At 60.6% G+C, this 14,616-nt stretch carries 16 protein-coding genes and 1 pseudogene; 3 read left to right on the top strand and 14 right to left on the bottom strand.

Features of this window, described 5'->3' with window-relative positions; translation table 11 throughout:
* Positions 1–100: 100 nt before the first annotated feature.
* The 10 genes and pseudogenes from BKX96_RS33600 to ubiE all read right to left on the bottom strand — a co-directional run.
* Positions 101–1,072, bottom strand: a pseudogene (locus tag BKX96_RS33600) (methyl-accepting chemotaxis protein); the annotation flags it as partial.
* A 183-nt stretch (positions 1,073–1,255) separates the two neighbouring features.
* The gene (locus tag BKX96_RS21850) at positions 1,256–1,963 is read right to left on the bottom strand and encodes a 16S rRNA (uracil(1498)-N(3))-methyltransferase (protein ID WP_046816935.1); all 708 of its coding nucleotides are present in this window, start codon (positions 1,961–1,963) and stop codon (positions 1,256–1,258) included.
* Positions 1,960–2,754: a twin-arginine translocase subunit TatC gene (gene tatC, locus BKX96_RS21845; RefSeq protein WP_046816936.1), complete on the bottom strand. Its 795-nt coding sequence runs from the start codon at positions 2,752–2,754 to the stop codon at positions 1,960–1,962. The genes BKX96_RS21850 and tatC overlap by 4 nt, the downstream gene beginning before the upstream one ends.
* Complete coding sequence (tatB, locus tag BKX96_RS21840) at positions 2,751–3,191, bottom strand: Sec-independent protein translocase protein TatB (protein WP_077185458.1); 441 nt, start codon at positions 3,189–3,191, stop codon at positions 2,751–2,753. The genes tatC and tatB overlap by 4 nt, the downstream gene beginning before the upstream one ends.
* Positions 3,192–3,201: 10 nt before the next feature.
* Positions 3,202–3,474: a twin-arginine translocase TatA/TatE family subunit gene (locus BKX96_RS21835; RefSeq protein WP_046816938.1), complete on the bottom strand. Its 273-nt coding sequence runs from the start codon at positions 3,472–3,474 to the stop codon at positions 3,202–3,204.
* 25 nt (positions 3,475–3,499) lie between these two features.
* On the bottom strand, positions 3,500–3,832 hold the full coding sequence (locus BKX96_RS21830) for a phosphoribosyl-ATP diphosphatase (protein ID WP_046816939.1): 333 nt from the start codon (positions 3,830–3,832) through the stop codon (positions 3,500–3,502).
* Positions 3,825–4,226: a phosphoribosyl-AMP cyclohydrolase gene (gene hisI / locus BKX96_RS21825; RefSeq protein ID WP_046816940.1), complete on the bottom strand. Its 402-nt coding sequence runs from the start codon at positions 4,224–4,226 to the stop codon at positions 3,825–3,827. Before hisI ends, BKX96_RS21830 begins: the two co-directional genes overlap by 8 nt.
* Before the next feature lie 80 nt (positions 4,227–4,306).
* On the bottom strand, positions 4,307–5,911 hold the full coding sequence (gene ubiB / locus BKX96_RS21820) for a ubiquinone biosynthesis regulatory protein kinase UbiB (RefSeq protein WP_046816941.1): 1,605 nt from the start codon (positions 5,909–5,911) through the stop codon (positions 4,307–4,309).
* Positions 5,908–6,531 (bottom strand): ubiquinone biosynthesis accessory factor UbiJ, encoded by a 624-nt coding sequence (locus BKX96_RS21815; RefSeq protein WP_077185457.1) that lies wholly within the window; start codon positions 6,529–6,531, stop codon positions 5,908–5,910. Before BKX96_RS21815 ends, ubiB begins: the two co-directional genes overlap by 4 nt.
* Entirely contained in the window at positions 6,531–7,301 is a 771-nt protein-coding gene (ubiE, locus tag BKX96_RS21810; RefSeq protein WP_033045331.1) for a bifunctional demethylmenaquinone methyltransferase/2-methoxy-6-polyprenyl-1,4-benzoquinol methylase UbiE, read from the bottom strand. The genes BKX96_RS21815 and ubiE overlap by 1 nt, the downstream gene beginning before the upstream one ends.
* Before the next feature lie 154 nt (positions 7,302–7,455).
* On the opposite strand from ubiE, the gene BKX96_RS21805 reads away from it, so the two are divergent.
* The 3 genes from BKX96_RS21805 to BKX96_RS21795 all read left to right on the top strand — a co-directional run bounded on the left by BKX96_RS21805 (position 7,456) and on the right by BKX96_RS21795 (position 9,230).
* The gene (locus tag BKX96_RS21805) at positions 7,456–7,731 is read left to right on the top strand and encodes a polyhydroxyalkanoic acid system family protein (RefSeq protein ID WP_077185456.1); all 276 of its coding nucleotides are present in this window, start codon (positions 7,456–7,458) and stop codon (positions 7,729–7,731) included.
* Between the two features lie 229 nt (positions 7,732–7,960).
* Positions 7,961–8,383 carry a phasin family protein gene (locus BKX96_RS21800; RefSeq protein ID WP_046816944.1) on the top strand — a complete coding sequence of 141 codons (423 nt, stop codon included), beginning with the start codon at positions 7,961–7,963 and terminating at the stop codon, positions 8,381–8,383.
* Between the two features lie 10 nt (positions 8,384–8,393).
* Entirely contained in the window at positions 8,394–9,230 is an 837-nt protein-coding gene (locus BKX96_RS21795) for a phasin family protein (RefSeq protein WP_077185455.1), read from the top strand.
* A gap of 58 nt (positions 9,231–9,288) precedes the next feature.
* On the opposite strand, the gene BKX96_RS21790 is transcribed toward BKX96_RS21795, so the two are convergent.
* From BKX96_RS21790 to phaC (BKX96_RS21775), 4 genes are all read right to left on the bottom strand, one after another.
* A complete protein-coding gene (locus tag BKX96_RS21790; RefSeq protein ID WP_046816946.1) occupies positions 9,289–9,906 on the bottom strand; it encodes a TetR/AcrR family transcriptional regulator in 618 nt (205 codons plus the stop codon).
* A 57-nt stretch (positions 9,907–9,963) separates the two neighbouring features.
* A complete protein-coding gene (gene phaC / locus BKX96_RS21785) occupies positions 9,964–11,646 on the bottom strand; it encodes a class II poly(R)-hydroxyalkanoic acid synthase (RefSeq protein ID WP_077185454.1) in 1,683 nt (560 codons plus the stop codon).
* Positions 11,647–11,773: 127 nt separating this feature from the next.
* Complete coding sequence (gene phaZ / locus BKX96_RS21780; protein WP_046816948.1) at positions 11,774–12,628, bottom strand: poly(3-hydroxyalkanoate) depolymerase; 855 nt, start codon at positions 12,626–12,628, stop codon at positions 11,774–11,776.
* 141 nt (positions 12,629–12,769) lie between these two features.
* Entirely contained in the window at positions 12,770–14,449 is a 1,680-nt protein-coding gene (gene phaC / locus BKX96_RS21775; RefSeq protein ID WP_046816949.1) for a class II poly(R)-hydroxyalkanoic acid synthase, read from the bottom strand.
* Positions 14,450–14,616: the final 167 nt, after the last annotated feature.

Raw genomic sequence — 14,616 nt, 5'->3', positions numbered from 1 at the left:
CGGCGCTGGTTTGCTCGGTGACGGCGGACAGTTCTTCCGCGGCGCTGGCAATTTGCGTAACGCCATCGCTGATCCCGCCGATCAGTTCACGCAAGCCCAGGGTCATGCTCTGGATGGCCCGTTGCAGTTGGCCAAGTTCGTCCTGACGCTGGGACAGCAGGTTGTGGGTCAGGTCGCCGGCGGCAATGCGCTCGGCCGCCTTGAGGGTCTGGTTCAGCGGAATGACGATCTGCCGGGTGATGGCCCAGGCGGCAAACAGGCCAAAGACCAGGGCCAGGACGGTGGCCAGCAACAGCATGTTCTTGGCGTGCGCTACGTCGGTATCGCGCACCAGGGTTTGCGAGACGGTGAGCTTGTTGCTGACATCGAGCAGAATTTCGCCCTGGGCAGCCATGTGCTTGAAGGCGTCGGCGCTGGCGGTCTGGGAATCATGATACTGGCTGACCGCGGCGCGGTAGGCCTTGAGGGAGTCGGTCGCTTGCTGCAGGTTACCGATGTGTTGTTCCGGCAGTTGCGACGGCAGGCTTTGCAGATATTTCAGGGCGTTGTCGATGGCGTCCAGCGCCGGCTGTTCGGCCTCGGCCTTGCCGCTATAGGTGTAGCCACGCACCTGGAAGCGCGCCTGCTGGATCAGTTTGCTCAGGTCGATCACGCTGTTGAACTGCGCCACGCTGTCGCCTTGCAGCATGGATTTTTCCACTTCGGCGACTTTGGCCACGGCATTGTCGGCGGTGGCGCCCAGTTTGCTGCGGGCGTCTTCGCGGCTGGCGCTGACCTGGGTCAGGGTGGCGAAGGCTTGCTTGTATTGGCTGACGGCGGCCAGTTGCTGGTCGATCATGGCCACGTCGGCGGGTTGCTCGATCATCTTGCGAGCCGCTTGCAGGCTGGTATCGAGCTTGCCCAGTATATCAGTGACGGCACCGGGGCCCTGTTCGCCGCGGCGCATTTCGTAATCCAGGCGGGCGATGCGCAGGTCCTTGGTCATTCCGTTGATCTCGGAGATGAACCCCAGCGTATCACCGCGGCGGGTCACGTCGCTCAGGCCGGTCCAGCCGGTGAAGGTGATCAGCATCGTCAACAGCAGCACAAGACCGAAGCCGACGCCCAGCTTGCGGTTTACGCTAACGTTTCCCAGTTTATCGGCCAGCCATTGGTACATGCTGTAACTCCCTTGGACCACATATTGGTTTCATGGGCGTTATATCGGCTGCAGGCCGGCAATCTATAGGCGCTATCTGACAAGCGGGAGCAGCTGTTAGAAGAGGCGGGCCAGCAACGCCGTGACGGCGGTTTCCACGCGCAGGATGCGCTCGCCCAGTTGCACCGGCTGCAGGCCGGATTTGCCCAGCAAGTCGATCTCGTAGGGGATCCACCCCCCTTCCGGGCCAATGGCCAGGGTCACCGGCTCGGTCAGCGCGCGGGGGCAGGGCGGGTATTGACCGGGATGACCAACCAGGCCGAGGGTGCCCTCGGTGATGGCCGGCAGGCGATCTTCGACGAACGGCTTGAAGCGCTTCTCGATCACGACTTGCGGCAACACGCTGTCCCTGGCCTGTTCAAGGCCGAGGATCAATTGCTCGCGAATGGCCTCGGGCTCCAGGAACGGGGTCTGCCAGAAGCTCTTCTCGACGCGATAGCTGTTCACCAGCACGACACGGGGCACACCCATGGCCGCGACGGTCTGGAACACCCTGCGCAGCATCTTGGGGCGTGGTAGGGCCAGGACCAGGGTCAACGGCAGCTTGGCGGGAGGAGGCTGGTCGAGGGTGACGCGCAGTTCCGCCTCGTTGGCGTCCAGGCGCAGGACCTCGGCCGAGCCCATCAGGCCGCCGATGCGTCCGACACGCATGCTGTCCCCGACTTCACAGCGATGGACTTCCTGCATGTGGGTCAAACGGCGATCGCGCAGCACCACCCGGTCGACCGCAATGAAGTCGGCCTCTTCAAGGAGCAGCAGGTTCACGGTTGGGTCGCTGGCGGCTGGTCGTTGTGATCGTCGGCAGGCTGGTCGTCCGGATGTTCACCACGCTTGCTGATCAGGCTGCCAAACAGGATGCCGATCTCGAACAGCAGCCACATCGGTACGGCCAGCAGGGTCTGCGAGAAAATGTCGGGCGGGGTCAGGATCATGCCGACCACGAAGCAGCCGATGATCACGTACGGGCGGATTTTCTTCAGGTACTTGACGTCGACCACGCCGATCCACACCAGCAGCACCACGGCCACCGGTATCTCGAATGCCACGCCGAAGGCGAAGAACAGCGTCATGACGAAATCGAGGTAGCTGGTGATGTCGGTCATCATTTCCACACCGGCCGGGGTGGCGGCGGCGAAGAATTTGAAGATCAGCGGGAACACCAGGAAATAGGCGAACGCCATGCCGGCGTAAAACAGCACGATGCTCGAGCACAGCAAGGGCACGGCGATGCGCTTCTCGTGCTTGTACAGGCCCGGTGCGATGAAGCCCCAGATCTGGTGCAGGATCACCGGGATGGCCAGGAACAGCGACACCATCATGGTCAACTTCAGTGGCGTCAGGAACGGCGACGACACATCGGTGGCAATCATCGTCGCGCCAGCGGGCAGGTACGCCCTCAGCGGTGTCGAGACGAAGGTGTAGATCTGCTGGGTAAAGGCGAACAGCCCGGCAAAGATGATGAAAATTGCCGCTACGCAGCGCAGCAGGCGGGTACGCAACTCGGTGAGGTGCGAAACCAGCGGCATGTGCTGGTCGTTTTCAGGAAGATCGCTCATGGGGCTCGCGGCGGCAGTGTTGGGTCATGTGGGGCCGGCGCAACGGGCGCAGCCGCAGGTGCAACGGGAGAGATCGGCGTCGCTGCAGCAGGCGCTGCTTCGACAGGCGCGGCTGCGACAGGTGCAGATTCAACGACAGGTGCATCGATCGTCTGCGTCGCCACAGGCTCGACTGGCGTCGGCTGCTGCTGGGTCGGCGAGAAGATCTTGCGGGCCTCCTGTTCAAGCGACAGGATGTGCTCGTTGTGCAGTTGCCGACGAATCTCGTCGGCACCGATTTCACGTTCAACTTCCTGTTTGATCGCATTGAAGCTGCGCTTGAGGCGCCCGACCCACAGGCCGGCGGTGCGCGCAGCGCCCGGCAGGCGCTCGGGGCCCAGCACCAGCAGGGCGACGAGGCCGACGAGCAGCAGTTCAGAGAAGCTGATACCAAACATTAGTCAGTGCTCACACGTCTTTGCGGATCGGCTCTTCGACTTTCTGTGCCTGCACGTCGATGGTGTGCGGCTGGTTCACCGAAGCCTGGGGCTGTACCGGCGGCACCGGTTGGGCCGGAGTCACGGTGGGCTCGGCGGGTTTTTCGTCGTCGTTCATGGCTTTCTTGAAGCCCTTGATCGATTCGCCGACGTCGGTGCCGAGGTTTTTCAGTTTCTTGGTGCCGAATACCAGTACCACGACAACCAGGATGACGACCCAGTGTTTCCAGTCAAAAATGCCCATGCTGCTGCTCCTCTCTAATAGTTATTCAGGCGGACGGGCGCGAGGCTTTCTCGGCGTGTCCGGACAGACCGAAGCGACGGTCCAGTTCATCGAGTACAGCTTGGGGATGCTGCCCCAATTGGGCGAGCATGACCATGCTGTGGAACCACAGATCGGCGGTTTCGTAGATCACATCGCTGCAGTCGCCGCTGACGGCGGCGTCCTTGGCGGCAATGATGGTCTCGACCGACTCTTCGCCGACTTTTTCCAGAATCTTGTTCAAGCCCTTGTGGTACAGGCTGGCGACATACGAGCTATCGGCGGCGGCGCCTTTGCGCTCTTCCAGTACCTGGGCCAGACGGGTCAGAGTGTCACTCATGTTTGTGTCCTGCGGAATAGATGGCGTGCGGATCTTTCAGGACCGGGTCGACGGTTGTCCAGTCGCCGTTCTCAAAGACGCGGTAGAAGCAGCTCTGGCGGCCGGTATGACAGGCGATATCGCCGATCTGCTCGACCATCAGGATGATCACGTCGGCGTCACAGTCCAGGCGCATCTCATGCAGGGTCTGCACGTGGCCGGATTCTTCGCCCTTGCGCCACAGCTTGCCACGCGAGCGCGACCAGTAGATGGCGCGGTTCTCGGCGGCCGTCAGTTCCAGTGCTTCGCGGTTCATCCAGGCCATCATCAGGACGCGCCCGGTCTTGTGGTCCTGGGCAATCGCCGGCACGAGGCCGTCGGCATCCCATTTGATCTCGTCCAGCCAGTTTTTCATCTTCGACTCCGACAGCGAGCCCGACACTTCATGAGTCAGGCTCAACGTTGAAACAGTGTGCCAGTGCGCAGCACAACTGGCTATCGGCGAACGACCAGATACAAGCCGACGGCCATCATGATGCCCGCCGGCCAGTAGGCCAGGTCGTTCAACGGACCACCCGCGGCGAGGATCGCGCCACCGGCCAGGTGCGCCGTACCGAGCAGGCGCAGGAACCAGTCGTCACGGCGGCGGTGCCACGGTGGCGGCGGGTCGTAGGCGTGCGGCTGGGACATGCGTTCGAGCAGGTCGCGAGCCATGTTGGCCAGGTGCGGGAGCTGCTCGAACTGGCTCTGCACGTTGCCGAGCAGGGCTTTGGGACTGACGCGCTCACGCATCCAGCGTTCGAGGAAAGGTTGTGCGGTGTTCCACAGGTCGAGATCCGGGTACAGCTGGCGGCCCAGGCCTTCGATGTTCAACAGGGTTTTCTGCAGCAGCACAAGTTGCGGCTGCACTTCCATGTTGAAGCGACGAGCTGTCTGGAACAGGCGCATCAGCACCTGGCCGAAGGAAATATCTTTTAACGGTTTTTCAAAGATTGGCTCGCAAACCGTCCGGATCGCCGCTTCGAATTCGTTGAGCTTGGTTTCCGCCGGCACCCAGCCCGAATCGATGTGCAGCTGTGCCACACGCCGGTAATCACGCTTGAAGAACGCAAACAGGTTGCGAGCCAGGTAATCCTGGTCTTCCGGGGTCAGGCTGCCGACGATGCCGCAGTCGATCGCAATGTACTGCGGGCTCCACGGGTTCACGGTGCTGACGAAGATGTTGCCGGGGTGCATGTCGGCGTGGAAGAAACTGTCGCGGAACACCTGGGTGAAGAAGATTTCCACGCCGCGTTCGGCGAGCATTTTCATGTCGGTGCGCTGGTCGGCCAGGGTCGCGAGGTCAGTGACCTGGATGCCGTATATGCGCTCCATCACCAGCACTTTCGGCCGGCACCAGTCCCAATAGACTTGTGGCACGTACAGCAGCGGCGAACCGTCGAAGTTGCGCTTCAACTGGCTGGCGTTGGCCGCTTCACGCAGCAGGTCGAGTTCGTCGTAGATGGTTTTTTCGTAGTCCTGGACCACGTCCACCGGGTGCAGCAGGCGCGCATCGGCCGAGAGCTTTTCGGCGGCCCGGGCAAGGATGAACAGCCACGCCAGGTCCTGGGCAATCACCGGCTTGAGGCCCGGCCGGATCACCTTGACCACGACTTCTTCGCCGGTTTTCAGCTGCGCGGCGTGCACTTGGGCCACCGACGCCGAGGCCAGCGGTTCGACGTCGAAGCGGCTGAACACTTCACTAATTTTCTTGCCCAGCTGCTCTTCGATCAGCTTGACCGACACCTGCGAGTCGAACGGTGGCACGCGGTCCTGCAGCTTCATCAGCTCATCGGCGATGTCTTCCGGCAGCAGGTCGCGGCGGGTGGACAGGATCTGCCCGAACTTGATGAAGATCGGCCCCAGGTCCTGCAGCGCCAGGCGCAAGCGCGCGCCACGGCTGAGGTCCAGGGTCTTGCGCGGAAACCAGCGCCACGGCAGGGCGTAACGCAGCACCAGGAGGAACCAGGGCAGCGGCAGGGCGAACAGCAGGTCATCGAGGCGGTAGCGGATCACGACGCGCTGGATGCGCAACAAACGGCGGACGGCAAGCAGCTTCATGCGTTATCGCTTGGGTCGAGGGATCGGGAAAGGCGCTCGAAACGCGCCTCGAGACGTTCCAGATCGAGCTTGATCTGGTCCAGTTCAGTGAATCGGGCTTCGGCCTCGCGCTGACCGACGAGGGTGCGCGATTCTTCGGCCAGGTATTCGCCCAGGTTCTGGCCCAGGCTGGTGAACCCTTGCTGATACCAGCGGGCGCGGCTGCGCAGGTGACCGCCGACCAGTTGCGTGGCAACCGGGCCAAGCCAGCGTGAGAGTTCGTACTCCCAGTCCAGTTCCAGGTCCTGAAGGATCGCCGCCAGTTCCAGCAGTACACCGCTGTCACCATCGAGCTCGACTTGCGGCGCGTGCAGCACCGCGGTCTTGTCCTTGCTCGTGGCCAGTTTCAGCAGGCTCGAGGCCGGTGCGCGAAGAGTGCAGTCGGCGCCGGTTTCCCACTGCGAAGCAAGCATCAGGCCTTCGTCGCTGGGCAGGATGAACAGTTGCAACGCCGGGCTGCGGCAATCGACGGCAATCACCTTGCCGCTCAAATGCGCCAGCCGCGGCAGCGCCGTGCTGTCGAGACGCAGCACCCGGTTCAGGCCGAGTTCAACGCTGGCGAGCAGGCCGGCGAGCAACATCAGGGCTTGATGCCGCGGTGCAGGGCGACGATGCCTGCGGTCATGTTGTGATAGGTCACGCGGTCGAAACCGGCCTCGACCATCATCGACTTCAGGGTTTCCTGGTTCGGGTGCATGCGGATCGATTCAGCCAGGTAGCGATAGCTTTCCGAATCATTGGTGATCAGCTTGCCCATCAGTGGCATGAAGGCGAACGAGTAGGCGTCGTAGGCTTTGGACATCAATGCGTTGGTCGGTTTGGAGAACTCCAACACCAGCAGGCGACCGCCAGGCTTGAGTACACGCAGCATCGAACGCAGGGCGTCTTCCTTGTGCGTGACGTTGCGCAAGCCGAAGGCGATGGTCACGCAGTCGAAATGGTTGTCCGGGAACGGCAGCTTTTCCGCGTCGGCCTGGACGAATTCAACGTTGCCGGCCACACCCAGATCCAGCAGGCGATCGCGACCGACCTTGAGCATGGATTCGTTGATATCGGCCAACACCACCTGGCCGGTCGGGCCAACGAGGTGCGAGAACTTGCGGGTCAGGTCGCCTGTGCCGCCGGCGATGTCCAGTACCCGGTTACCGGTGCGCACGCCCGACAGTTCGATCGCGAAACGCTTCCACAGACGGTGCATGCCGCCCGACAGGAGGTCGTTCATCAGGTCGTACTTGGCAGCTACCGAGTGGAAAACCTCAGCGACTTTTTCCGCTTTCTGGCTTTCCGGAACGTTTTTGAAGCCGAAGTGAGTGGTGGGTTCGGCGTCGTTGCCTTTGCGCTGATCAGTCATATCGCTGTCACCAAAAGAGAATGCGCGACATTCTAATCCCCAAGGCATGCTTTGTCTTGGCAAGGCTGAAGGTAAGATGGGCAACCATCGGGCGTTTTGACGCAGCAGAGGTCAAGATGTCTCGCGAAAGCATTCATAAAGCAGGAGTCATTCGATGGCCCATATTAGTGTTGAACGGGCCCACGGCCTGGGTAAGGAAGCGGCGCGCGAGAAGGCCGACAAGCTGGCGCAGAAACTACACGATCAATATGGCCTGGAGCCGCAGTGGTCCGGCGACACCCTGAACCTCAAGCGTTCGGGTGTGAAAGGTGCGGTGCATGTCAGTGACGATTCGATCAAGGTCGATGTGGAATTGGGCCTGATGATGTCGGCCATGAGCGGCATGATCAAAGCCGAGATCGAGAAGGCGCTGGACAAGGCGCTGGCATAAGGCGCGCGATCTTGTAGGAGCAAGCTTGCTCGCGATGGCATCTACGCGGTGTAACTGGAAAACCGAGGTGCCTGCATCGCGAGCAAGCTTGCTCCTACAGTGAGCGGTGAGGGCACCATCGATTCATGTCAGTTGTTAGGGTGCCGTTTCTAATTTTTCTCCCTACTTTGTGCCTGAGCCCGACACTTTCGCGGGCAGTTCCTCAAACCTTCTGCGCGTGAGGTGCACCATGGCCAAAGTTATTTTGAAGAAAAAAATCGACGCATCGACGACCGCTCTGCATGACGTCAAATCGTATGCCCGCAGGATCTGGCTGGCAGGCCTGGGTGCCTATACCAAGGTCGGCCAAGAGGGTAGCGAGTACTTTCAAGAGTTGATCAAGGCTGGGCAAGCAGTTGAAACCAAAGGCAAAAAAGTAGTTGCCGAAAAGCTTGAAGCGGCGAATGCCGAGATCGATGAAGCCAAGAGCGAAGTGAGCACTTTCAAAGGCAAGGTCGAAGTTCAGCTCGACAAAGTCGAGAAGGTGTTCGACACGCGTGTCGCAAGTACCTTGAATCGTATCGGCATTCCGTCTAAACATGACGTTGAGACACTCTCTGCCAAGCTCGATGAGCTGACGGCACTGCTCGAACGCGTCGCGCGTAAATCTTAAGGAGAACGGGATGGCTGGTAAAAAGAACACCGAAAAAGAAGGCAGCTCGTGGATTGGGAAAGTCGAAGACTACTCCCGCAAAATCTGGCTGGCTGGTTTAGGCGTGTACTCGAAGATCGACACTGACGGCAGCAAACTCTTCGACTCACTGGTTAAAGACGGCGAGAAAGCCGAGAAGCTGACCAAGAACGCTGTTGGCAAAACTGTCGACGCCGCCAAAGACTCTGCTTCTTCTGCCAAGTCGCGCATCAGCGGCGTGAAGGATCGTGCACTGGGCAAGTGGGATGAGCTGGAAGGGGCTTTCGACAAGCGCCTGAACAGCGCCATTTCGCGCCTGGGCGTACCTAGCCGCAATGAGGTCAAGGCACTGCACAGCAAGGTCGATACCCTGACCAAGCAAATCGAAAAACTCACCGGTGCCAAGGTTGCGCCTGTTGCGGCGAAAACTGCGGCAGCCAAGCCGGCAGCCAAAACCGCAGCCAAGCCATTGGCAAAAGCGGCAGCCAAACCTGCTGCCAAACCGGCTGCAAAAACTGCCGCCGCCAAGCCAGCCGCAGCCAAGCCAGCGGCTAAACCTGCAGCCGCCAAAACCGCCGCCAAGCCTGCAGCGAAAACCGCTGCTGCCAAACCGGCCGCCAAGCCTGCGGCAAAACCTGCTGCTGCGAAGAAGCCAGCAGTGAAAAAACCGGCCGCTCCAAAAGCTGCCGCACCCAAACCAGCAGTGGCTGCCGCCAAACCGGCAACCCCGGTAACGCCGGCGAGCACCTCGAACTCCGCCTCTGCGCCGACCCCTGCTGTAACCTCGACTGCCGCGCCAGCTCCATCGACGCCAACCAGTCAGTCCTGATTCCAGGGCTCAAAAAAACGCCCGGCCTGCCAAGGTCGGGCGTTTTTGTTTGTGGCGCTTAATGCTCTTGCAGGTACTGCATCGCCATTTGCTCCGTCGCCGCCTTGATCGGGGGCAACAAGTGCGGCGCCACCAGCATCATGATCTGGTAAACCACCAATCGCACTTCGCCTTCGCGGCCAAGAATCCGCTGATAGTCCAGTGAGAACAGCAGCGTCAGCGTGATCTGCTCCACCAGTTGCCCCAGCGCCTGGGTGTCGCTGACCAGTTGCCCCAGGGCCTTCAAGCGGGCCAGCAATGACGCCAGTGTACGCTTGAGTGCATTGAGCAGGTTGCGAATGCCCTTGGCCAGTTTCGGCAGGCGCCCAGCCAGGTTCGACAGGTCCTGGAAAAGAAAGCGATAGTGGGACAGGCGTTCGACGATCAGGTGCAGGAACAGCCAGTAATCCTCGGGAGCCAGTTCGACGTCGGCCGGTGGATCGAGCAGCGGCGCCAGTTCGGCCTGGAAACGTTCGAACAGGCCGAGAATCAGCGGCTCCTTGCCGTGGAAGTGGTAGTAGAGATTGCCCGGGCTGATGCCCATTTCGTTGGCGACTTCCATGGTGGAAACATTCGGTTCGCCCTTTTCATTGAACAATTGCAGGGCACATTCGAGAATCCGGTCGCGGGTTTTCATCCAGTCTTCTTATGATCGAGTCATGCCACGGCCGGCAGGGGCCGTGGTCGTTGAACATCAGCGTACGCGCACGTAAGTGCCGGGCGCCGCCTCCATCGGTGGATAATTCTGATTGCCGAGGGCCATGTGGGTTTCTTTCTGTGCGCCCGAGCGCTCCTGAATCCAGCTCAGCCATTGCGTCCACCAGCTACCGTCGACGGGCTTGGCGTCGTAGTACCAGGCCCTGGGGTCGCTGCTCAGTTTGGAGCCTTCGACGTAGTTGGCTTTCGGGTTGTTCGGCGGGTTGAGAATGCTCTGTATATGACCGCTGTTGGACAGGACGAAGCGGCGTTCGCCACCGAGCAACAGGGTCGAGCGATACACCGCGTCCCACGGTGTGATGTGGTCGTTGATGCCGGCCACGCTGAAGCTGTCGACGGTGACCTTCTGCAAATCGATCGGGGTGCCGCACACTTCCAGGCCCCCAGGATGGCTCAGCGGGTTGTGCTTGAAGAAGTCCAGCAAGTCGCCATGCAGGGCGGCCGGAAGGCGTGTGTTGTCGTTGTTCCAGTAGAGAATGTCGAACGCCGGCGGCTCCTTGCCCATCAGGTAGTTGTTGACGAAGTAACTCCAGATCAAGTCGTTGGGGCGCATCCAGGCGAAGACCTTGGCCATGTCGCGGCCATCCAGTACGCCTTTCTGGTAGGAGCGGCGCTTGGCGGCTTCCAGCGTCTGTTCATCGGCGAAGAGCGTGGCCGGACTGTCCAGTTGGCTGTCGAGCAGGCTCACCAGGTAGGTCGCGCTGGAGACGCGGCGCAGCTGTCGCTTGGCTTGCAGGTGACCCTGCAAGGCGGCAATGGTCAGCCCGCCAGCGCAGGCGCCCATCAGGTTGACCTCGCGCGCGCCGGTGATTGCCCGGCACACGTTCATGGCTTCTTCCACCGCCTCAACGTAAGTCGACAGGCCCCATTCGCGGTGCCGCACATCCGGATTGCGCCAGCTGATCACGAAGGTCTGCAGGCCGTTCTTGAGCGCGTACTGGACGAAACTGTTGTGCGGGCTGAGGTCGAAAATGTAGTACTTGTTGATCTGAGGGGGTACCACCAGCAACGGTTTGGAATACTGCTTTTCGCTCATCGGCTTGTACTGGATCAGCTCCAGCAGTTCGTTGCGAAACACCACGGCGCCGGTGGTGGTGGCGACGGTCTTGCCGAACTCGAATGCGTGCTTGGTGACCTGCCTGGGCAGGCCTTCGTTGTGCAGGAGGTCATCGACCAGATGGCCGATCCCGCGTACCAGGCTGTTGCCGCCTGAGTTGAAGATTTCCTTGATCGCCAGAGGATTGAGCAGGCTGTTGGACGGCGACACGGCATCGTTGAGCAGGGCGAACGCGAAGTGCGCGCGGGCGCGGTCGTCGGGGTTCATGTTGCTGTCGTCGATCCAGCTTTTGACCTGCTTCTGCCAGCTCAGGTAGGCCTGCAGGCTGCGACGATAAAAGGGGTTGAGGCTCCACGCAGGATCGTCAAAACGACGGTCCTGGGGATTGGTCGGATGCAGGGTGTCGCCCAGCAACACGCGGCCCAGTTGACCACCCAGTTTCAAGGCGTGTCGAGCGGTGTGTACGGGGTTGCGCAGGCCATGGGCGGCCACACTGCGCAAAGTCGAAATCAGATCCCGACCGCGCAGGCCGGTAATCGCACTTTGTGCGTTGATGAACGCGGCGGGAGTGGGTAATGACTCCCTCGCAGGTTTATCGCGCATGACTCAACACTCCTTCGTCTTCAGGCCAAATACAAAACACCGAACCAGAACACCATAGACGCTGTAACGGGTTGTTGCGCGGTGCGATGTCGGCCGCTCCCTCTTTCCCATACAAAAAATGGGCCGATCAACCGCCCAGTGGCGCCGGATGCGGGTGCATCACAGCACGCTGACGCTCCTCCTCGAGGAACTTCATGATGATTGGCGCCACCGCTTCGGCCCGGGTAATCAGGAACAGATGGCCGTCGTCGATGATGTGCAACTGGGAATTGGGGATCCGCCAGGCCAGCAGGCGCATGTTGATCAGCGGGATCAGCGGGTCGTCGTCACCCGCCAGGACCAGGGTCGGCTGATTGATCTTGTGCAGCCAGTGGATGCTGGTCCAGCCGAAACCGGCGAACAGTTGCCAGTAATAACCGAGCTTGCCCGCCGAGCGGACTTTCGCTGCATGGCTCGCGGCGAGCGTCGGGTCGCGTCGGAATGAGCCGCCGTAGATCATCGGCGCAATGCGGATCACATGGGAGGGCTGGATGTAACGTCGTGGGCTGGCCATCATCCACAAGACCTTTGGCTTGCCCGGCACCATCACCGTACCCGCTGCCGTCGCCGCCAGGACAAGTTTCTTGCAACGCTCCGGATAGTCATAGGCGAATTGCTGTGCAAGAGCGCCACCCCATGACACGCCGATCACATTGACTTGCCCGTAATCGAGATAGTCGAGCATGCGTGCCGTGAGTTTCGCCAGGCCCGGAAAGCGGTACGGGCGCCTCGGCGTCGACGAACCGCCGACACCGGGTACGTCGAAGGCGATGACTTCGAGGTCCGGGTCCAGCGCCGCGACGAACGGGAACACCAGCTCCAGGTTGGCGCCGATGCCGTTGAAAATCAGCAAGGGCGTCAAGTGAGGCTTGCCGGGGCGCACCGCCGTGCGGAGGGTCTGGCCATCCAGGTCGACGGTGCGGAATATGAACGGTTGCGGCATGCTTCTGGCCCTGTGGGTGGATCGTAATTCCTGACACACATCCTGTAGGAGCCGGTTTGCTGGCGATGCGTTCAGCGCGGTTTGCCAGTCTCACCGTGATGAGGCAATCGCCAGCAAGCCGGCTCCTACAAGTCTGTGGGTCTAGCGCTCGTGTACGTAAGTGCCGGGAGCCGCCTCGCCTGCCGGGTAAGCCTTGTTGCCCAGTTTTACCGGGGACTTTTTCAGTTCGCCGGAGCGCTGAGCCTGCCAGGCCTGCCAGTGCAGCCACCAGGAATCGGTGTGCTTGGTGGCGTTCTGTTGCCATTCATCGGCACTGCTCGCCGGTTCGGTGCTGGTCATGTAGCGGGATTTCGGATTGCCCGGTGGATTCAGGATGCTCTGGATATGCCCGCTGCTCGACAGCACGAATTCAACGTTGCCGCCGAACAGTTGCGCCGACTTGTAGCAGGACTTCCACGGGGTGATGTGGTCGTTGGTGCCGGCCAGGGAAAAGATGTCGGCCGTCACTTGCTTGAGGTCGATGGCGGTGCCGCACACTTCCAGTGCATTCGAGCGAATCAGTGGGTTGTTTTTGAACAGCTCGATCAGGTCGCCGTGGAATGCGGCGGGCAACCGGGTAGTGTCGTTGTTCCAGAACAGGATGTCGAACACCGGCGGTTCGTTGCCCAGCAGGTAATTGTTGACCCAGTAGTTCCAGATCAGGTCGTTGGGACGCATCCAGGCGAAGACTTTCGCCATGTCGCGGCCTTCCAGTACACCGGCCTGGTACGAGTGGCGCTTGGCGGCTTCGAGGGTCTGTTCGTTGACGAAGAGGGCGACGTCGCTGTCCAGGGTGGTATCGAGCACGCTCACCAGCAAGGTCAGGGCATTGACCTTGTTCTCGCCGATCGCCGCATAGTGGCCCAGCAGCGCGGTGCAGGTGATGCCGCCGGAGCAGGCCCCGAGCATGTTCACGTCTTTGCTGCCGGTGATCGCGGTGACCACGTCAACCGCTTCCTTGAGGGCTTCGATGTAAGTCGACAGGCCCCACTCGCGCTGTTCCTTGGTCGGGTTGCGCCAGCTGACAATGAAGGTCTGCACGTTGTTGCGCAGGCAGAACCGCGCCAGGCTCTTGTCCGGGCTCAGGTCGAATACGTAGAACTTGTTTATCTGCGGCGGCACCACCAGCAATGGTCGCTCGTGGACCTGCTCGGTGATCGGCTTGTACTGGATCAGTTCCAGTACATCGTTGCGGAATACGACCGCGCCTTCGGTCACGCCCAGGCTCTTGCCGACCTCGAACGCGCCCATGTTGACCTGGCTCGGCATGCCGCCGTTGTGTACAAGGTCCTTGGCCAGGTGCGAAAGGCCATCAAGCAGGCTTTTGCCGCCGGTTTCGAAAAAGCGTTTGACTGCCGCCGGGTTGGCTGCGGTGTTGGTCGGCGCCATGGCTTCGGTCATGAGGTTGATCACGAAGTGCCCGCGTGCCACATCCTTGGGGGTGAGGTTACTTTCGTCGATCCAGTCGTGGAGTTCCTTGCGCCACGCCAGGTAGGTTTGCAAATAACGTTTATAGAGCGGGTTCTGGCTCCAGGCCGGATCGGCGAACCGACGATCATCGCTGGTCGGTTGCAGCCCGGATTTACCAAACAGCACGTTCTTGAGTTCGAGGCCAAAATGCGCAACGTGCTTGACGCTGTGCACCGGTTGCCTGATGGCCTGCCTGAGCACCATTCGAGCAGAAGCCAGTAGATCCTTTCCACGCAGCCCAACGACAGGATTGAGCCCCAAGGTGTTTTCTGAGGCTTGATACTTCAACTCATCGTTACTCTTGTTACTCATCTACGACGCTCCATTGCCCTGAGACGAGTACCTTGATCCTGCTGTGTAGTCACACAACAACGGCAAGGTACTACTGCTTGGGTGACTTTAATTCTGCATCACTGCTTTTTAGTTCAGAGAGCACTGCAGGGAACTTGCCAATCCATTGGTTACCCGAGTTTAATTTT

The organism is Pseudomonas putida, from assembly GCF_001976065.1.
GTDB classification, from domain to species: domain Bacteria; phylum Pseudomonadota; class Gammaproteobacteria; order Pseudomonadales; family Pseudomonadaceae; genus Aquipseudomonas; species Aquipseudomonas serbica.
The sequence above is the reverse complement of the archived record's forward strand: the minus strand, read 5'-3'. Positions and strand labels throughout refer to the sequence as shown.